At 69.3% G+C, this 19115-nt stretch carries 14 protein-coding genes, 1 tRNA gene and 1 pseudogene; 10 read left to right on the forward strand and 6 right to left on the reverse strand.

From position 1 onward, the window contains the following. Nucleotides 1-17: 17 nt before the first annotated feature. From ACFHWU_RS22745 to ACFHWU_RS22760, 4 genes are all read left to right on the forward strand, one after another. Nucleotides 18-1481 carry a mannitol dehydrogenase family protein gene (locus ACFHWU_RS22745; RefSeq protein ID WP_416552087.1) on the forward strand — a complete coding sequence of 488 codons (1464 nt, stop codon included), beginning with the start codon at nucleotides 18-20 and terminating at the stop codon, nucleotides 1479-1481. Between the two features lie 31 nt (nucleotides 1482-1512). After that, nucleotides 1513-2697, forward strand: a complete 1185-nt coding sequence (locus ACFHWU_RS22750) for a Gfo/Idh/MocA family protein (protein WP_416551912.1) — start codon at nucleotides 1513-1515, stop codon at nucleotides 2695-2697. A gap of 246 nt (nucleotides 2698-2943) precedes the next feature. After that, on the forward strand, nucleotides 2944-4296 hold the full coding sequence (locus ACFHWU_RS22755) for a pectate lyase family protein (RefSeq protein ID WP_416552086.1): 1353 nt from the start codon (nucleotides 2944-2946) through the stop codon (nucleotides 4294-4296). A 130-nt stretch (nucleotides 4297-4426) separates the two neighbouring features. After that, nucleotides 4427-6247, forward strand: coding sequence for a family 16 glycoside hydrolase (locus ACFHWU_RS22760; protein WP_416591527.1), 1821 nt, complete (start codon nucleotides 4427-4429; stop codon nucleotides 6245-6247). 120 nt (nucleotides 6248-6367) lie between these two features. Here ACFHWU_RS22760 and ACFHWU_RS22765 read toward each other — a convergent pair whose 3' ends face one another. Further along, nucleotides 6368-7459, reverse strand: coding sequence for an ABC transporter ATP-binding protein (locus ACFHWU_RS22765; protein ID WP_278171834.1), 1092 nt, complete (start codon nucleotides 7457-7459; stop codon nucleotides 6368-6370). A gap of 362 nt (nucleotides 7460-7821) precedes the next feature. Between ACFHWU_RS22765 and ACFHWU_RS22770 the strand changes: the two genes are divergently transcribed. Then, nucleotides 7822-7898: transfer RNA gene (locus tag ACFHWU_RS22770), tRNA-Thr, on the forward strand. A gap of 665 nt (nucleotides 7899-8563) precedes the next feature. On the opposite strand, the gene ACFHWU_RS22775 is transcribed toward ACFHWU_RS22770, so the two are convergent. Then, on the reverse strand, nucleotides 8564-8842 hold the full coding sequence (locus ACFHWU_RS22775; RefSeq protein WP_416591531.1) for a Fic family protein: 279 nt from the start codon (nucleotides 8840-8842) through the stop codon (nucleotides 8564-8566). 384 nt (nucleotides 8843-9226) lie between these two features. On the opposite strand from ACFHWU_RS22775, the gene ACFHWU_RS22780 reads away from it, so the two are divergent. Next, entirely contained in the window at nucleotides 9227-9931 is a 705-nt protein-coding gene (locus ACFHWU_RS22780; protein ID WP_416568720.1) for a hypothetical protein, read from the forward strand. A 36-nt stretch (nucleotides 9932-9967) separates the two neighbouring features. Here the strand turns inward: ACFHWU_RS22780 and ACFHWU_RS22785 are convergent, their stop codons facing one another. Next, the gene (locus tag ACFHWU_RS22785) at nucleotides 9968-11536 is read right to left on the reverse strand and encodes an FAD-dependent oxidoreductase (RefSeq protein ID WP_416551909.1); all 1569 of its coding nucleotides are present in this window, start codon (nucleotides 11534-11536) and stop codon (nucleotides 9968-9970) included. Nucleotides 11537-11658: 122 nt separating this feature from the next. Here ACFHWU_RS22785 and ACFHWU_RS22790 point away from each other — a divergent pair, with 122 nt between their 5' ends. After that, nucleotides 11659-13410: an NAD-binding protein gene (locus tag ACFHWU_RS22790; protein WP_416591528.1), complete on the forward strand. Its 1752-nt coding sequence runs from the start codon at nucleotides 11659-11661 to the stop codon at nucleotides 13408-13410. A 37-nt stretch (nucleotides 13411-13447) separates the two neighbouring features. On the opposite strand, the gene ACFHWU_RS22795 is transcribed toward ACFHWU_RS22790, so the two are convergent. Then, nucleotides 13448-14668: a DUF4032 domain-containing protein gene (locus ACFHWU_RS22795; protein WP_416551907.1), complete on the reverse strand. Its 1221-nt coding sequence runs from the start codon at nucleotides 14666-14668 to the stop codon at nucleotides 13448-13450. A 150-nt stretch (nucleotides 14669-14818) separates the two neighbouring features. On the opposite strand from ACFHWU_RS22795, the gene ACFHWU_RS22800 reads away from it, so the two are divergent. Both ACFHWU_RS22800 and ACFHWU_RS22805 read left to right on the forward strand, forming a co-directional pair. Continuing rightward, nucleotides 14819-15589 carry a phosphatase PAP2 family protein gene (locus ACFHWU_RS22800; RefSeq protein ID WP_416591529.1) on the forward strand — a complete coding sequence of 257 codons (771 nt, stop codon included), beginning with the start codon at nucleotides 14819-14821 and terminating at the stop codon, nucleotides 15587-15589. Nucleotides 15590-16324: 735 nt separating this feature from the next. Then, entirely contained in the window at nucleotides 16325-16876 is a 552-nt protein-coding gene (locus tag ACFHWU_RS22805) for an HD domain-containing protein (RefSeq protein ID WP_416551905.1), read from the forward strand. Here ACFHWU_RS22805 and ACFHWU_RS22810 read toward each other — a convergent pair. Together ACFHWU_RS22810 and ACFHWU_RS22815 are read right to left on the reverse strand one after the other, a co-directional pair. Further along, entirely contained in the window at nucleotides 16873-17343 is a 471-nt protein-coding gene (locus ACFHWU_RS22810; protein WP_416551904.1) for an NUDIX hydrolase, read from the reverse strand. The genes ACFHWU_RS22805 and ACFHWU_RS22810 overlap by 4 nt on opposite strands. Nucleotides 17344-17348: 5 nt before the next feature. Further along, nucleotides 17349-18107: an XRE family transcriptional regulator gene (locus ACFHWU_RS22815; protein ID WP_416591530.1), complete on the reverse strand. Its 759-nt coding sequence runs from the start codon at nucleotides 18105-18107 to the stop codon at nucleotides 17349-17351. A 796-nt stretch (nucleotides 18108-18903) separates the two neighbouring features. Between ACFHWU_RS22815 and ACFHWU_RS22820 the strand changes: the two are divergent. Continuing rightward, nucleotides 18904-19115 (forward strand): annotated as a pseudogene (locus ACFHWU_RS22820) (hypothetical protein); the annotation flags it as partial.

The following is a 19115-nucleotide window of genomic DNA, read 5'->3' on the forward strand; positions in this document are numbered from 1 at the left end:
ACATCCCGTTGCTCAGTATGGGCACCCTGGGCCGGGTGCCCGCGGACAGCCGACCGCTGGTACGCCCCGGCGACGTCGACGCCGGTATCGTCCACCTGGGCCTCGGTGCCTTCCACCGGGCCCACCAGGCGGTCTACACCGAGCAGGCGGTCGCCGCCGCCGGCGGTGACTGGGGCATCGTCGGTGTCGCGCCACGCAACATCGACGTGGTGCGTCGGCTCACCGACCAGGACTGCCTGTTCAGCGTCACCACGCTGTCCACCGCCGCGGCCCGGACCCGGGTGGTCGGCGGGCTCGCCGGGGTCCGGCACGCCGCCAGCGACCCGGCGGCGGTGGTGGCGCTGCTGGCCGACCCGGCGATCCGGGTGGTCACGCTGACCGTGACCGAGAAGGCGTACCAGTTGGATCCGGTCACCGGGCGGCTGCGGCCGGACGAGGCGGTCGCCGCCGACCTGACCACCGACCGGCCGCCGGTGACCGTTCCGGGCCTGCTGCTGCGCGGGCTGGCGGCCCGCGCCGCCGCCGACGCCGGCCCGCTCGCCCTGGTCAGCTGCGACAATCTGCCGTCGAACGGGCGCCGGCTGCGTGGTCTGGTCAGCGAGGCTCTGGCGTACGCGAAGGTGCCCGACGAAAGCGCCGACTGGGTGCACGCCAACGTCACCTTCCCCGGCACCATGGTCGACCGGATCGTGCCGGCCGCCACTGCGCAGACCCTGGCCACTGCCCGGTCCGCGCTCGGCGTCAGCGACCTGGCGGCGATCGCCGGGGAGCCGTACTCGCAGTGGGTGGTCGAGGACGACTTCCCCGGCGGCCGGCCGGCCTGGCAGACCGCCGGGGCGGTGCTGACCGGCGACGCCGGCCCGTGGGAGCGGCTCAAGCTGCGCGGGCTCAACGGGGTGCACTCGGCCATCGCCTACCTCGGGGCGCTGGCCGGGTACGACACCATCGCCGAGGCGCTGGTCGGTATCCCCGGCCTGCCCGAGGTGCTGCGCCGGCTGATCGCCGAGGACGTGGCGACCAGCTTCACCCCGCCGGACGGGGTTTCGGTTGTCGGTTACGGCGAGTCGGTGCTGGAGCGGTTCGCCAACCCGGCGATCCGGCACCGCACCATCCAGGTGGCGATGGACGGCTCGCAGAAACTGCCGCAGCGGGTGCTGCACACCATCGCCGAGCGGCGTGCGACAGGGGACCGGCCGTACTGGTCTGCGCTGGTGGTCGCCGCCTGGATGCGGTTCGTGCAGGGGCGGGCCGACGATGGGGCCGAGCTGCCGCTGGACGATCCACTTGCCGGGCGGATCCGGGCGGCGCTGGCTGAATCCGGTGCCACCCCGGCGGGCGTGGTCGCCACGCTGCTCGGGCTCACCGAGGTGTTCCCGGCGGAGCTGGCGGCCGACCCGGAGGTCCAGGAAATGATCACGACCTGGCTGACCACGCTGGACCAGCATGGGGTGGTCGGCGCGCTGACCGGCGCGGTCGGCTGACGGCGGCCGTCGACAGGTGGAGGTTCCCGACGTGACGAGCAACCCGCCCCGGGTGGCCCTGATCGGCGCCAACGGGCATGGCATGTGGCACCGGCGGCAGATCGCCCCGCTGCACGCCGCTGGTGAACTGCGCCTGGTCGGCCTGGTTGACGTACGGCCGGTCGAGCCGGCACCCTACGCCCCGGTCCCGGACGGGGTGCAGGTCGACACCGACCACCGGCGGATTCTGGCGGACACCCGGCCGGACGTGGTGGTGATCTGTACGCCGCCGCACACCCATCTGCCGATCGCCCTGGACGCCCTGACCGCCGGCGCGGACCTGCTGCTGGAGAAGCCGCCGGTGCTGTCGCTGGACGAGCACCGGCGGCTGACCGCTGCCCTGGCCCGGCACGGCCGGGCCTGTCAGGTCGGTTTCCAGGCGCTCGGATCGGCGGCGCTGGCTGAGCTGATTGCAACGGCCACCGGCGGTCGGCTCGGCTCGGTCACCGGGATCTCGACGGTCGCGTCCTGGCAGCGCGATGACGCGTACTACCGGCGGTCGCCGTGGGCCGGGCGGCGTACGGTCGACGGCCGCCCGTCGTTGGACGGTGCGCTGGCCAACCCGTTGGCACACGCCACCATGCAGTGCCTGGCGGTGGCGGCAGCGGTGGATCCCAGCCCGCCGGTGCTGGTCGAGCTGGAGCGCTACCGGGTGCGTCCGATCGAGGTGGACGACACCGCGTCGATGCGGATCACCCTGAGTTCGGGGTTGTCGATCGTGGTCGCGGTGACCTTGGCCGGGGAGAAGTTCATTCCGGGTGAGGTGCTGGTGCACGGTACCGCCGGCACTGCGGTGCTCGAGTATCCGACGGACCGGCTGCGGCTGCCCGGCGAGCAGGCGATGCGGCCGGTGCCGGGGCGGACCGGGCTGCTGGAGAACCTGCTGGCGCACCGCAGGGATCCGTCCGGTGTACCGCTGATCGCCCCGCTGAGCCGGACCGAGGCGTTCACCGCGTTGCTGGAGGTGGTTCAGGCCGCTCCGGAGCCGTGTCTGATCGGTCCCGACCGAACGGTCGCGACCGGGGCGGCTGGAACGGACCGGGTGCTGACGATCGAGGGCGTGAACGCGGTCGTCCGGCGCGGTGCGGCCGAGTTGGCGCTCTTCTCCGAGCAGGAGGTGCCGTGGGCGGTCCGGCCACACCGGGCCCGGCTGGCGCAGGGGGTGGTGGGCCGCTGACCGGGTCGGCGGAGAACGTACTGCAAACTGGCGGCCGCCGCCGGTGTCGCGAAGTCGGACAGATTAGTCGTCCTCTCGGCAAATTGATGTCGGGTAAATAGGTCTCGCCCGAATGCAATGCAAACAATCTGCAAACAACTTGCATTGACACATTTCGTGATGAAACTTATCGTTTGGGTTCAGGAAGATTGCGTCAGTGTTACGTGATCGAGTCCAGACAATAGTTTGCGGAGTGTGGTAATGCGACTGAGGAGATTGACTGCCGCTGTTGCCGGAATCGCGATCGTGGCGGTGCTGCCGGCCCCGGCCGCCGCCGGCCGGGACACCGGTTCCGACCGGCTGTCCTGGACGGCCCGGTCGCTGGGCCGCCAGGCGTTGCCACCGAACGACGGTTGGGCGGCCGCCGGTGCCGGCACCACCGGAGGATCGGCGGCCAGCCAGGACAACGTCCACGTGGTCGACAGCCGAGCCGAGTTGATCGACGCCCTCGGCGGCGACAACGCCACCAACCGGAACAACGACACCCCGAAGATCATCTACATCAAGGGCACGGTCAACGGCTTCGAAGGGCCGGACGGCAACCTGCTGACCTGCGCTGACCTCGCCGACCCCGAGTACGACTTCGACGAGTTCCTGGTCACCTACGACCCGGCCGTCTGGGGATACGAGAACGACCCGAGTGGCCCGCTCGAGGACGCCCGTCGACGGTCGGTCACCAACCAGACCCGGTACACCCAGATCAACGTCGGAGCCAACACCACCATCATCGGGCTGCGCGGAGCCCGGCTGGAAAACCTGACCCTGATGGTGGACAGCGTCCGGAACGTCATCGTTCGCAACATCGTCTTCGACGACGCGTACGACTGCTTTCCCGCCTGGTCGCCGGATGACGGCGACGCCGGCAACTGGAACTCCCAGTTCGACCTGATGTCGGTGCGTCGCTCAGAGAATGTCTGGGTCGACCACAACACCTTCACCGACGGCGACAACCCGGACAGCGCCCAACCGATCCACTTTGGCCGGCCGCTGCAGGTGCACGACGGAGCGCTCGACATCACCCACACAGCCAGCCTGGTGACCGTCTCCTACAACCGGTTCGACGGCCGGGACAAGGTCATGCTGATCGGCTCGTCGAACACTGTCGGCCCGGACGTCGGCCGGCTCAACGTCACCCTGCACCACAACGTCTTCGATGGCAGCCTGCAACGGCTGCCCCGGATCCGGTTCGGTCAGATCGACGTCTACAACAACCACTACGACCTGTTCGGCGACGATTTCGAGTACGCCGTCGGAGTAGGCGTACAGGGCGCACCGTACCTGGAGAACAACTCGTTCCGGCTGGGCTCCGGGATCGACACCGCCGACCTGCTGCACGACTGGGGCGGCACCGTGCTGACCGAGAAGGGCAGCTGGGTCGGGCAGGGTCACCGGCCGCTGCGCCCGGCCAGCCTGCTCGACGCGTACAACGCGGCGAACGACCCGGACCTGGGCGACGACGCTGGCTGGACCCCGACCCTGCGGCACGGGCCAGTGCTGCCCGCCGCCGTCGTCCCGATCTACACCCGGCTTACCGCGGGCGCCGGCAAGCTCCCGGTCTGACCTGTCGGCAGGCTGCCGGTCTGACTGACCAGCCTGGCCGGGTCACAAGCGGGGTGGGCCGGCGAGACGCCCGCCGGCCCACCCCTTTATCCGCACCGCCACCGGCGTGGTGCCAACCGAAGGAGCGCACGTGCAGAGCAGAACGAGCAGACGCCGTCGTGGGCTGTTGGCCACGCTGGGCGCGAGCGCGGTCACCGCGACGCTGGTCCTCGCGGCGACCAGCGGCAACGCTCACGCCGCGACGTTGTTCCAGGCCGACTTCGAAAGCGGCGGCACCAGCGGCTGGTCCAAGTCGGGCGGCAGTTGGGAGGTCGTCTCCGACGGCAGCCAGGTGCTACGGCAGGACAACACCGGCAGCAACCTGGCCCGGTTCTTCGCCGGCAGCACCAGTTGGACCGACTACCAACTGCAGGCCAGAGTCAAGCCGTTGTCGTTCAACGGATCCGACCGATTCGTCGGCATCGCCTCCCGGGTCACCAGCAACACCAGGATGTACCGGTTGGCGCTGACCAGCAACAATCGCGCCGAGCTGCAGGTGGTCAACGGCAGCCAGATCACTGTGCTCGGCTCGGCGGCACTGAGCGTGGCCACCGGCACCTGGTACACCCTGCGGATCGAGTCGAGTGGCAGCACCGTCCGCGGCTACGTCGACGGCAGCCAGATCGGCTCCGGCAGCGACGACTCATACGACTCCGGCCGGATAGCCCTGGTCACCGGCTACGCCGGGGCCAGCTACGACGACGTCAGGGTGGACACTCTCGGCTCCGTACCGGAACCCACGACCCCCGCGCCGACCACCGCACCGCCGACCAGCCCGCCGCCGACCACCGCGCCGCCCACGACCGCGCCGCCGACCAGCCCGCCGCCGTCCGGTGACACCCTGTACGTTGCGCCGAACGGTAGCGACAGCGCGTCCGGGACGGTGTCCGACCCGACGACGCTCACCTCGGCGATCACCCGGGTCGCCCCCGGCGGCACGATCTACCTGCGTGGCGGCACCTACCGATACTCGCAGACCATCACCATCGGTCAGGGCAACAGCGGTACGCCCAGTGCCCGTAAGAATCTGTACGCCTACCCGGGCGAGACGCCGATCCTGAACTTCTCGGCACAGAGTGAGGATTCGGCCAACCGTGGGCTGGCGATCGGCGGGTCCTACTGGCACGTATACGGCATCATCGTCGAACGGGCCGGCGACAACGGGATCCTGCTCGCTGGCAACCACAACATCATCGAACGGGTGGTGACCCGGCACAACCGGGACACCGGCCTGCAGTTGTCGCGGCTCATCGCCGGAGCACCGCGCGACCAGTGGCCGTCAAACAACCTGGTGTTGAGCTCGGTGTCGCACGACAATGTCGACTCTGACGGTGAGGACGCCGACGGATTCGCCCCGAAGCTCACCGTCGGTCCCGGCAACGTCTTCCGCTACACCGTGGCGCACAACAACATCGACGACGGGTACGACCTTTACACCAAGAGTGACACCGGACCGATCGGCGCGGTGACGATCGAGCACTCCCTGGCGTACGACAACGGCACGCTCAGCAACGGTGGTCAGGCCGGCGACGGCGACCGCAACGGCTACAAGCTCGGCGGCGAGGACATCGGCGTCAATCACACCATCCGGAGCAACATCGCGTACCGCAACGGCAAGCACGGGTTCACGTACAACCGGAACCTCGGCACGATGACGGTGTCGAACAACGTCAGCATCGGTAGCGAGGAGCGCAACTTCAACTTCGACGGTGGTAGCTCGGTGTTCCGTGGGAACACGTCGTGCGACAGCGGCTCGAACGACCGGATCATCGGCAACTCAGACAGCTCGAACCAGTTCTGGTCCGGCTCGAACGGCCCCCGGTGCTCGGCATACTCGGGCTCGTTGGGCTGGTCGTTCGCCTCGGACGGTCGTCTCGTGGTCACCTTCGGGGGACGGGTGGTGACACCGTGACCGGCTTCGTCCACTGACCAGGACCGTCCACCGGAAAGCGTGCGGCCGGTCTTCCCAGCTGGGAAGACCGGCCGCACGCGACGAATCAAACGTCGTGACTCCCAGCCGGGGCGGCGGTGGTCAGAGCCGCTGGCCGTTGGCGGCGTGGAAGGCGTGGTGCTGGCCCGGCCGGGGTCGGACGAAGACGGTGTCGTTCATCCGCGGCATGTGCCGGCGGTCGGTCCGCACCACGAACCGCTCCGAACTGCCGTCGAGCGTCGCGTAGCCGTAGACGTTGGCGTCCGAGCCGAGGTCCTCGACCAACTCGACCGACATCGGCATGCCGCCCTCGGAGGCGCCGACCAGGTCGCAGTCCTCGGGACGGAACCCGACGGTGACCTTGTTGCCGCCGCCGTTGGCCTTGGCCGCCTCGACCTGCTCGCGGCTCAGCTCGACGACCAGGTCGGCGAAGACGGCACCCTGCTCGGTCAGCGGGACGGTCTTGATGTTCATGGCGGGCGAGCCCATGAAGCCGGCGACGAAGACGTTCGCCGGTACGTCGTACAGGTTCCGCGGGGTGTCGACCTGCTGCAGTACGCCGTCGAGCAGCACCGCCACCCGGTGGCCCATCGTCATCGCCTCGACCTGGTCGTGGGTGACGTAGACGGTGGTGACCCCCAGCTTGGCCTGCAGCGAGGCGATCTGGGTACGGGTCTGCACCCGCAGCTTCGCGTCGAGGTTCGACAGCGGCTCGTCCATCAGGAAGACCTGCGGCTCCCGGACGATCGCCCGACCCATCGCGACCCGCTGGCGCTGACCACCGGAGAGCGCCTTCGGCTTGCGGTTGAGGTACTCCTCCAGCTGCAGCAGTGCGGCGGCTTCCTTGACCCGGCGGTCGATCTCCGACTTCGAGGTCCGGCGCAGCTTCAGCGCGAAGGCCATGTTCTCGTACACCGTCATGTGCGGGTAGAGCGCGTAGTTCTGGAAGACCATCGCGATGTCGCGGGCCTTGGGCGGCAGGTGGGTGACGTCGCGGTCGTCGATGAGGATGCGGCCCTCGTCGACGTCCTCCAGGCCGGCGAGCATCCGCAGGCTGGTGGACTTACCGCAACCGGAGGGGCCGACCAGTACGAGGAATTCGCCGTCGCCGATCTCGAGGTCGAGCTTGTTGACAGCGGGTCGCTCGGTGCCCGCGTAGATGCGGGACGCCTGGTCGTAGGTGACCGTAGCCATGGTCAGTGCTTCCTTTCACCGGCAGGAACGTGCCGGACGATCCGAGTGAAGGAGCGACCGGCGCTCCGAGCGCCGGCCCACGCGTACCCGTAGCCGCCGGGGCGACGTGTTGCGCGTGTCACGCCACGGTAAACGGGATTTGCCTGGCTGCCAAGACCGGGACGGCCCGCAACTACCTCCGATAACTGGCCAAAACGGACATCGACGTGGGGTATGCCACTGTTCGTCACCCTTGGCCGGTGGTCCACGGCGACCGCCGCAGCGACGGACACCGTACGCAGAACGGGAGAGATCGATCGGACAGACCGGCCGATGCGGCGGTATCGCCACGTCAGTGGCTATGCTGACGCTGAACGAACGCTGCCCCTGTAGCTCAGTTGGCCAGAGCACTCGCCTTGTAAGCGAGATGTCGCCGGTTCGAGCCCGGCCGGGGGCTCCAGCACTGCCGCGCAGGTCCCGCCGTGCGACGCACGGCGGGTCGCCGTGACAGCGGCGCTGGGCTCGTACCGCAGGTGCAGCCGGCCACCCTCGGCAGACTTGAGCAGACCCTGTGCGTGCCTGCCGGGGCGGTTGCGCGCACGGCGCGTGCAGGTGTGCTGTACCGCTGACCCCTCGAGGCCACCTGCCAGCGAAGGTCAACAGGCCAACCCAACGATATTTTTTCTAGTCCACAAGTACCGAGAATGCGTCTGCTGCATAGAACCGACGAGTCGTGTGGCTTGATTGATGCTAGTGGGGCCAACATGCCGAGGTCAACCAGTTGTTGTACCAATACGTTTGCGCGGCCGTAAGATATTCCAAGTTCTTTTTGTGTCAATCTGACCGTGAATGCGATATGCGCGATCGCGAAATTGACGAGCGCGTGGGCAGTGTCCGCTCTGAGTGTCGAATTTCTGATCACCTCCTTCATGTGTTCACGGGCTTCGACGAGTTTGAGCATTTTTTGTGAGTGATGTTGGCGGAAGACTCAAGGCCGCTTGCGTTTACATGGGCAACCCCAGTCGCCATTTGTGCTGACTGTAAGAAGGTGGTCGTAGTATTCGGTTCGCCTAGCCTCGAACCAAGGGGAGGCAGTGAGTGTGGGTTCAAGTAGAACCCCCTGTTTCAGCAGGTGTGCAACGACGAGGAATCGCCCGGTTCTGCCGTTTCGTCATGAAAAGGATGTAGTGTTTCAAACTGATAGTGGGCGACTGTTGCTGCTACAACCGGATCTACTTCTTCCAGTACTTCGCTATCTGTCGTCCAGTAGAGAATGTCTTGAAGTCTTGCCCTGAGATCAATTCCTGGAGGTGAACGAAGCGAGCTGCATGTGCCGGTGGCGTGTTTCGGGGGACGTCCTCGGCCGATGTGTGACATGCCCTCGTGGCTGATGCGATCATGGATCGTTACCGCGCTGGCTCAAGGCTCCAGCGACGGCAACAGCGGTGTCGCCGCCGACCCAAGGTGCTCCTGTGGACCTGATGCCACAAGCGCATCCTGATTCACCTCTGGCATCAGGCTCAACCGGTGCCCGACCACAGAAGATGACGTTGCGTATCGGTAACGACTGCAGTTGGTGGCTGAGGGTTGGTGCTGGCTGTCGTGGCGTGGCTCCTGCCCCGGGTAACGGTTCGGTGGTGATTCCACCCCGTCGGTTCCTGTCGGGCGACTCAGTTGTCGCCGCCCACCGCTACGATCGGCCGGCCCCGCGTACAGCGGGTTGCCAGGAAAGCTCCGAGCCGCCTGCCGGTCAGGAGTCACGGGGCCCTCATCAGAAGTAGGTAGAACATGTCTGACCCCTCTCAGCCGCAGTACCCGGGCGCGCCCGCCGGGCAGCCGGTGCCGCCGGCTGGAGCCGCTCCCGGGCCGGCCTACGCCGGCCAGCCTGGCGTTCCGATGGCCCCGCCGCCCAAGAAGTCCAAGGCGGGCCGGATCATCCTGATCGCCCTCGCCGCCGTGCTGGTGCTCTGCCTCGGCGGCGCGGCCGTGACCTTCTTCCTCGTCCGGGACACCGTCGGTGAGGTCATCGAAGCGACCCAGACCCGGCTGGTCACCCCGGACACCCTGGCCGGCCGCGAGCTGAACACCGACCCGACCTTCCAGGGTCTCGCCGAGGAGGTGGCCACTGGGCTGGCCGCCGACGTGCCCGAGTCGACCAGCAGCATCGGCGCCTTCTACGGCGACATCGAGCAGGAGAACCTGGTGATGATCGCCGGCGTCTCCGGCGTGATGGCCGACCCGGACCAGGAGCTGGCCGACGCCACCGAAGGCGACGCGACGGGCCTCGGGATGACCAACGTCACCGATGTCGACGCCGGTCCGAAGGGCGGGTCGGCGCGGTGCGGCGACGCCGACCTGGAAGGCATCCCCGGCGGGGTCTGCGTCTGGGCGAGCCGCGGCGCGCTGGTGATGTACGTGTTTTACTTCAGCACCGGCGAGGAAGCCGCCGGCTCGCTCGTCGAGATCCGCGACGCGGTCGAGCAGACCAGCTGACGGAGCACTGCCTGACGTCGTCGACCCGCCGCACTACTACTGCGGCGGGTCGACGCCGGGCGGGGCCGACGAGTGCGGCGCCCGCGCCAACAGCCCGTACCGCCGGATTGTCCGCAGCGGCTCGGTGGCCGCGCCCTCCCGACGCAGGATGTGGTTCGCGGCCAGGATCCCGGTCACCGCTGCCCGTTCCATCAGAGCGCTCGGCAGATCAGTGTCGATCCCGTCGCCGGCCAGGAACAACCCGTCCGCGTCGGTGACCACACCGGGCCGCCCCGCCGCCGCCCCGGGCGGAAACGCCGGGGCCTGCGCCTCGACCCGCGCCCGTGACTCCAGCACCGGCAGGTCGGCCACCTCCGGCCACAGCGACGCCAACTCGGCGCGCATCCGGTCGGCCAGCACCTCCGCCGGCACCTGCTCCGGGCAGGCGTACGCGTGGAGTTCGAGCACCGCGCCCCGGCTGCGCTGCGCCCACTGCCGCGCCTGACGCTCCAGCCGGTGGTAGAGGGTGACCGAGTCCAGGGTCGGCTGGCGGGAGACCCCGCTGAACACCGGCCGGTCGGGTGCGACGTCGCCACCCAACCAGAGCCGGGCCACCGCGTACGGCGGAGCGTCGACCAGCGTGCCGACCCGCTCGGCCAGCGTCGGCGCGGCCTCGGCCAGCCGTGGCGAGCCGGCCAGCAGCGTGCGCAGCGCCGGCGGGTCGACGGCCAGCACCACGTACCGGGCGGTGTGCGCGGCTCCGGAGGCGCACCGCACCTGCCAACCGTTGGCCCGCCGGGGGATGACGGTGTGTACCGCGTCGCCGGTGACCACCCGGCCGCCGTGCCGGCGCAGATGTTCGTGCAGCGGCTGCCAGATCGCGGCGTCGTAGTCCTGCTCCGGCGCGTCGAAGCCGAGCCCTTCCGGATTACCCAGGAAGTAGAAGTGGAAGTTGGTCACCAGCTCGGCCGCCGACAACTCCCGCTCGTGGTTGAAGAACGAGTGGGAGAAGACCTCGAACAGCATGGCGCGGGCCCGGTCCGGCAGCCGCAGCGAGTCCAGCACCTCGGCGGCGGACCGCTGGTCGAGCTCGGCGTACGTCCGATCCGGATGGTAGGCCAGCAGCGGCATTGCCGCCCGACGGTCCATCTCGCGCAGTTCGCGCAGCCGCAGGCTCGGGCTGCGCAGCAACAGCGCCAGCAGGTTCAGCGGCGGTGTGGTCGGCAGCCGGCCGAACTCCTCCGGCGGCCACTGCGCCGACCACACCGGATAGCCGTCGACCGGCCGCAGCATGCCAAGCGTCGGGTCGGCCCGGCGCAGGATCGCCCGCCAGTTGTAGTACTGGCGGAAGAACGCGTGAAAACCGTGGTCGACCGGCTGGACCGTACCGTCGGTCAGCGTCTCCGGCCAGGCGGCCAGCCGTCCGCCGAGCTGGGCGGCGCCTTCCAGTACGGTGACCCGTACGCCGCGTTCGGCGAGGACGATCGCCGCGCACATGCCGGCGATGCCGCCGCCGACGACCAGCGCGTCGGTGCCGGCGGCCACCCGGTCGGTGCCGGCCGGATCCGCCCGGACCAGCTCGGACCGTACGCCGAAGAGCCGGCCGACCGTTCGGGACAGTCCCAAGAGTTCGTCCTCCCGCCCGCGGTGATGGGTCCGGTGTCGGGGTCCAGTGTGCCGGTCCGGTCGGGCGGGGAGGCGACTTTGGGGTCACCCCGCGCGTGCCGTCGGTGGCTACCATCCGGACCATGGCTGTCGACCCGTGGCGTGACCGCGCCCGCCGCGCCGTCGGCGGTCGGCTGCGCAGCAACGGCGACAACCGGCCGCACTACGTCGTCTGCGGGCACGACCCGCTGGCCTACCGGCTGGTCGGCGAGCTGGTGGCGGCGGCCGCCACGGTGACGGTCATCGTGCCGACCCGGCCCCGGCCGGACGGCCCGGACATGCGGTCGATCAAAGGGATCCGGCTGCTGCGGGCCGACCGGCTCACCGAGCAGACGTTCCGCAGCGCCGGGCTGGCCGGCGCGCGCGGCCTGGCGCTGCTCAACCAGGACGACGTCGGCAACATCAACGCCGCGCTGTGCGCCCAGGAGGTCGAGCCAGACCTGCGGGTGGTGATGCGGATGTTCAACACCCGGCTGGGTAGCCGGGTGAAGCGGCTGTTCGCCGACTGCGAGGTGCTGTCCGACGCGTCGATGGCGGCACCTGCGTTTGTCGCGGCAGCCCTCGGGGTGGTGTCGCCGACCCACTTCCGCCATGGCGGCCGGACGCTGCATGTGGCGCAGCGCGACGAGGTCCGCCCCGAGCACGTCATCTGCGGGCTGGCCGACCTGAGCGACGCCGGCAGCCCTCGGGTGCTGCCGGCCGACCAGCACACCGCCGATCTGGTGCTGGCCGAGGCGGCCGGCAGCCAGCTGACGCCGGCCCGGGCGGCCCGTCGGATCGTCCGGGCCCGCCAGCGCGCCCGGCTGTGGCGGGACCCGGTCCGGGCGTTGCGGTCCTTCGCCACCCGCAAGATCGGGATGGCCACGCTCGGCGTACTGGCGGTGGTGGTGGTCTTCGGCATGCTGCTGTCACGTGCCGAGGGGGTGAGCGTCGCCGAGGCGGTCTACCTGACCGTGGTGATGACGCTCAGCGGCGCCGATCCGGACCTGGGCAAGTCGGCCGCCGTACAGGTGATGCAGGTGGTGCTCAGCCTGGCCGGGCTGGCGTTGATCCCGCTGCTCACCGCCGCCGTGGTGGACGGTCTGGTGAACGCCCGACTGGCGATCGCCGACCGGCAGACCCGGCCGGAGCGGGCCGGGCACGTGGTGGTCGTCGGGCTCGGTAATGTCGGCACCCGGGTGATGTGGCAGTTGCACGACCTCGGCGTCGAGGTGGTCGGGGTCGACAAGGACCCGGACGCGCGGGGCGTCTCGGTCGCGCGGGAGCTGGACATTCCGTTGATCGTCGGCGACGGCTCCCAGGAGGAGACGCTGCGCGCCGCCTCGGTGGCGACCTGCCGTGCGCTGGTGATCGTCTCCACCGACGACGTGACGAACCTGCAGGCGGCGCTGTACGCCCGGGAGATCCACAGCGACGTGCACGTCGTGCTGCGGCTGTTCGACGGCGACTTCGCCAGCCGGATCCAGCGCACCTTCAACATCGGCATATCCCGCAGCGTGTCGTACCTGGCGGCACCGGCGTTCGCCGCCGCGCTGATGGACCGCGAGGTGATCGCGACCATCCCGGTGGCCCGGCACGTGCTGCTGGTCGCCGAGGTGATCGTCGCCGCCGGGTCGGCGCTGGACGGCGGGTCACTCGCCGCCGCCGGCGACAGTCCGGGCGTACGGGTGATCGCGTTCGCGCAGTTCGGCGAACCCGGACCGGTGTGGCTGCCGGCGTCGGGATTCCGGCTGCGGGCCCGGGACCGGATCACCGTGGTGGCCCGCCGGTCCGGGCTGAGCTGGCTGCTCAAGCAGGCCACCGAAGCGGTCGACGACGCCGAGCCGGCACCCTGACCCGGGCCGGGCAGGCCCTTGATCAGGGCCGGGTCGGTCAGGCGGCCGGCACCTCGGTGCCGAGCACCGCCTGCTCATCCGGGTAGTGCACCAGCACGTCGGCCAGGAACGACTGGACCGCCGGGGCCAGCCCCACGTCCCGGCCGGCCTCCTCGGACAGCCGCCACCGGTGTTCGATGACCTGGGCGAACAGCTCCGACGGCTCGACCTTGCGGCGCAGGTGGGCCGGGACGGCGCGGACCACCGGCTCGAAGACCTCGGTCAGCCAGCGGTGCGCGGCCTGCTGCTCGTCGGTCAGGTCGCTCTCCGCCCGGTGCGCGTCGAGGTCGTTGAGCAGCCGGCGGGCCTGGTTCTCTTCTGCGTCCAGGCCGGTCAGCCGCAGCAGCCGTCGGCTGTGGTAGCCGGCGTCGACCACCTTCGGCCGGACCAGGTAGGAGCCGCGGTCGACGACCGACATCGCCACCTCGGCGACGTCGAAGCCGAGTTCGTTGAGCCGGCGGATCCGCCGTTCGATGTCGTGCCGGGACTCCCGTTCGATGTGCTGCTCGTAGGTGATCTCGTGCCACAGCCGTTCGTAGCGGGTGACCACCTCGTCGGCGACGGTCTCCGGGTCGATCGACTCGTGCAGCAGGCCGGCGGCCTGCAGGTCGAGCGCCTCGCCGAAGATGTTGACCCGGGCGATCTCCAGGTCCTCGCCGCGTTGCCCGTTGGACAGGCCCGGCCGCAGCGCCCCGGTCTCGGCGTCGACCAGATACGCGGCGAACGCGCCGGCGTCGCGGCGGAACAACGTGTTGGACAGCGAGCAGTCACCCCAGAAAAAGCCGGTCAGGTGCATCCGGACGATCAGCGCGGCGAGCGCGTCGAGCAGTCGGGCCAGGGTCTCCGGGCGCAGCTGGTTGGAGAACAGCGCCCGGTACGGCAGCGAGAACTGCAGGTGCCGGGTGATCAGCACCGGGTCGAGCGGCTCGCCGTCGGCGTCGGTGCGGTCGGCGACGATCGCCACCGCCTCGACCGACGGGAAGTCGATCCGCTCCAGGGCGCGCAGCAGGTCGTACTCGCGTTCGGCGACCCGTTCGCCGGTCTCCTTCACGGCGTAGACGGTGCCGGCGAGTTTGACGAACCGGACGACGTGCCGGGAGATGCCCTGCGGCAGCGCCACCAGGTGGTCGGCAGGCCACTGCTCCAGCGGTGTCGACCAGGGCAGGTCGAGCAGCGCCGGGTCCACAAGGGCCGAGGTGATCCGCACGGGATCAAGCATGACGGGTACGACGCCGCGATGCCCCCTGCCGTGGCTCGGCTAACACTGTTGATTTGATCCATATTCAGGGTTTTTGTGGTGGTCCCGCCGTCAAGCTGTCGCCGTAGCGACACGACATCGTCACCGCGTCGGTTCGGTAACCTGGCCGGCGTGCCCGAGCCGACCGCCACCCGCCCGTCCGCGCCGCTGGCCGGCGCGCCGCGCCGGTCCGGGCCGACGCCGGCCGGCTGGTGGCTCGACGCGGTGCTGCTGGCCGCGCTGGCCGGGCTGACCGGGGCGCTCGCCGCCGGTGTGTTTCTCGACACCGACCTGGCGGTACGGGACTGGGTCGACGCGCACCGGCCGCCGGTGGCCTACTGGGCTGCCCGGGTGCTCAACTTCTTCGGCCAGGGCGGCTGGCTGCTGATCCCGGTCTCGACCGTGCTGGCGCTCTGGCTGGCCCGGCGGGTCCGCTCGGTGCGCCCGCTGCTGCCGGTGCTCGGCGCGGTGGTGGCGACCTACCTCAGCGTCGGCGCGATGAAGGTGCTGCTGCCCCGGGGCTACCCGCACAACTTCGACGACCCGTTCCCGGAGCGGCTGTTCACCGAGGCGACCCCGGCGATGGCGTACCCGTCCGGGCACGTCACCAACGCTATCGTCTGGTACGCGGTGATCGCCCTGCTGATCACCGGTCTGCTGCGGTCGTACGGCCGGCAGGTCCCGGCCCGGCGGCCGTTTCCCGGCTACCTGGCGCTGCGCTTGCTGCCGGCGGCGGTCCTGTTCTGCAGCACGGTCTACCTCGGCTACCACTGGTTGACCGACTCGGTCGCCGGGCTGCTGCTCGGCTGGCTGCTGCTGCGCCTGCTGCAGCGGGTGCCGTGGGACACCGTACGGCTGCCGGCGCTGCCCGGCGGCCTGGACCGCCAGGCCGGGCTCTTCTAACCAGTAAGCCCTCGCTGTTCGGTGCCGCGTCGAGTTGCGGGCTGCACGCCTCACCTGGCCCCTGACCCGCACCTTAGCCCGTCTAGGGACGCCGTACGCTTCGAATATGTCGGGGCTGGTGGCGCGAGCGGCTGAGCCTGCGTCATGTACAGGCCGTTGCCAGGAAGGCCGGCGAGGTCAGTCACGTGCAGGTCGGACTTGGCACACCGGTCTCCGGGTAGCTCGCTGCGGAGGACGAGCCAAGATCACCATCTCGGGGCCTCCCTCTCTGCAATGCGAGAAGCGATAGGGGGCATCCACCCCCCATCCCGTCTGCCGTCGACCCCGCACACCGTGGAGCGGGCCGCCCGCCCGGCCCGCCACGTCAAGACGGCCTTGACGTGCGTACGGACGCTGGCGGGTCGGTCAGTGGTCTGCTCGGCTCGCCCGGGTCGACGGCGGGCGGAATGGCTCCCCACCGTCACCACCCACGGACCGCGAGCCGACGGCGGCCCGTCCATTCCTGAAGCCGGAGCGCCCCCGCCGGAGGCGCAGCGACCGCAACCCCGCACGCGCCCGGCTCCCGTGCGATCGGCGCGGCGTGCGCTCGGCCACTCCGCGCCCCGGCTGGTGGCCGGCCCAACACCACACGTGCTGAACATCGGCAGTCGGCGGCGGGCGGGCGGCCGGCACCGGGCGCGTAACCGACCGCCGTAAGCCGGTCGGGACTTCTAGGGCCGCCGTACGCTCTCGGGTATGTCGGGACTGGTGGCGCGAGCGGCTGAGCTTGCCGAGGAACAGTTAGCTGCTGCTCTACCTCGGCGCTGGCGTCATGTGCAGGCCGTTGCCGGGAAGGCCGGCGAGGTCAGTCATGTCCTGGACCCGACGGACGCTGAGGTTCTCGTCGCTGCCGCGTGGCTGCACGATGTCGGGTACGCCCCTGGCGTGGCGGATACCGGCCTGCACGCTCTCGATGGCGGGCGGTGGCTGCGTCGTGTCGGGGTGTCCGATCGCGTGGCCGCTCTGGTGGCTCATCACTCGTGCGCGTTGTTCGAGGCGGAGGAACGTGGCCTTCGGGACGAGTTGGCCGCTGAGTTCCCGCAGGAACAGTCGCTCACGGCTGATGCCCTCTGGTACGCGGACATGACGACCGGCCCGGACGGACACGACGTCGCCGTTGCGGACCGGCTGGCGGAGATCGAGCAACGCTATGGCCCGGATCACCTGGTCACCAGATTCTGGGTACGGGCCAGACCGACACTGCTGGAAGCCGTCGAGCGCACCACGGGTCGGCTCGCGGTGTCCTAACCGATGTACGGCTTCGAACGCCCCTCGTAGCCGTGATCGATGCGCAGCCGCATGGACGGATGGATCGTCAGCGTGCTCAGCTCATCCTTGGCGACCCATCGGACTTCGGACGACTCGTCGCTTGTGGTGGGTTCGCCAGACAGGTACCGGGCGCGGAAGCAGATGGAGAACTGCTGCCGTACCTCGCCATCGCTGTACTCGATGACATGGTTCGGGTTGGTGTAGAGGCCGACGATCTCGGTCACCTCGATGTCAACCCCGGCTTCCTCCTTGGTCTCACGCACGGCTGTCTCGGCGATGTACTCGCCGAAGTCCTGCGCCCCGCCCGGTAGCGCCCACAGGTCGTTGTCTGTGCGTCGTACCAGGAGAACGCGGTTGTCCGCGTCGAGGACGAAGGCGGTCACAGCGACAACGATCGAGTTCGGTCGAGGGGCGTCCGGGTTGTTGAAGTGCTCGGTCCTGGCCACGGCTCCTAGCCTGCCACGGGCGGGGGCCAGATCGGTGCGGCGCTGGACCAGACGCGGTCGAAGCTGTCAGCGTAGGTGTCGAACAGATCGCCCCCGGAGAGCCGCCGGAGATGGAAGACCGGGGCATGTGCGGCGGGGAACCCGTAGGCGTGCGTGTTGACAAGCATCTCGTTGTCAAACCGGTAGATCGAGTTGTAGAGAGTCGTGCTGTGGAACCGGGCATGTACACCTGGCACGTCCTGGAGCTGATTGTAGAAGGCCATCACGTTGCGCACCTTGCCCGCTATTGCGTCGCCGATCCCCTCCTCGGCTCCTCGCTGGGCCACGGCCTCCGACTCCGGGTTGCCGAGGAGTAGTCGGACGTCGACACCGGCTAGCGCCCTTTCTTGAAGGTCTCGGATCAGGGTAGGCACCAGTTCCGGTAGGAACAGGCCGGCGTAGACGAGAATGCCGATTCGTTCGCTGGACTGCTCGATCAGTCGCCGCCACAGGTCGTACGGCACGGCGGACCGGCGGGAGTAGACGTGCACGACCTCGGATTCCGCCACCCGTGCGACGCGCTCGGGTGATGCGGCGTTGGGCCAGAGGTACGACTCACGCTCTTTCAGCAGGCCGGCGATGGCGTGTCGGTGTCGTGGGTAGGGGACACGGTTGAGCGTTATCCACCGCTCGGCCGTCTTGGGGCTGACTCCGACACGTTCAGCCAAACTCAGCGGTGTCAGGCCGGCGTTCAGGATGGCTTCCCGTAGACGGCCGTTCGCCATGACTACCCCTTCGCAACCCTTCGAGGGACGACTTTATCCTAACCAGGACGTCCCTAGACGTGCAAAGTGCGTTGTGACGCTGTGGCTTCCCCTCCGGCGAGAGTGGACCTCGTCAGCGAGCAGTCGTCCGCAAGGGTTGCGCGTTGGACAGGAGGTCCGTACTCACTCGGTCCTTGGCGCGAACCTGAGTGGATCGACACCTACGAGAAGACGAGGTGGTCATGATCCTCACGCCAATTCAACCCATCTGGAAGTCTCGATGCTAGGCGTCGGCGCGTTCGTCGGGGCGGCGCTGCTCGGCTTCTGCGCGGGGCTGTGGTCGTTCCGAGTGAAGTCCAGATGGTGCCCCAGCTGCGGATGCGCCACCTGGCCGATGGAGCGAGGCGCCGACGGCGTGGAAAGGCCATGTGGCGACGGGTGACCCGGTGAACAACCGGCTGCTCCGGACCCCGGAACCGAGCCCAGGAGATGTGCTGCTGATCGGGCGGGAGGCGAGCGTCACGGGCACGGCAAAGTCGGAGAGTGTGCGGCTGAGGACTCCGCGTTGAGGTCCGGAGTGGATTTGACGAAACGGGCACGGCTCCGGTGATCTCGAGGTTGTCTACGCCTTCGGATCACCTTGTGGAGTACCGTGCCCGCGCCTGCATCATTGCTGATCAGCGCTGTTCAAGGCCAGTCGGATGAGAGGACACGGCCTGTCCTGTTGGGCCGTGACGGGCAGGAAAGCCTGGTGGCGGCGTTGTCGCGGGTTCCCGATCCGCGAGACGCGCGGGGTGTCCGGCATCGGCTTCCGACGGTGGTCGGGTTGGCCCTCGCCGCGGTCCTGGCCGGAAGTGCGTCGGTGTACGCGGTCGGGCAGTGGATCGCCGGATGTTCGCAGAAGACGTTGAAGGCGTTCGGTGCCCGGGTGGACCCGGTGACCGGCCGGTACGTCGGCCCGGACGAGAAGACGGTGCGGGGGTTGTGTGCCCGACTCGACGGTGACGCGTTGGACGCCGCCGTGGGCCG

This window comes from Micromonospora sp. LOL_015, assembly GCF_048060275.1.
GTDB lineage: Bacteria > Actinomycetota > Actinomycetes > Mycobacteriales > Micromonosporaceae > Micromonospora_E.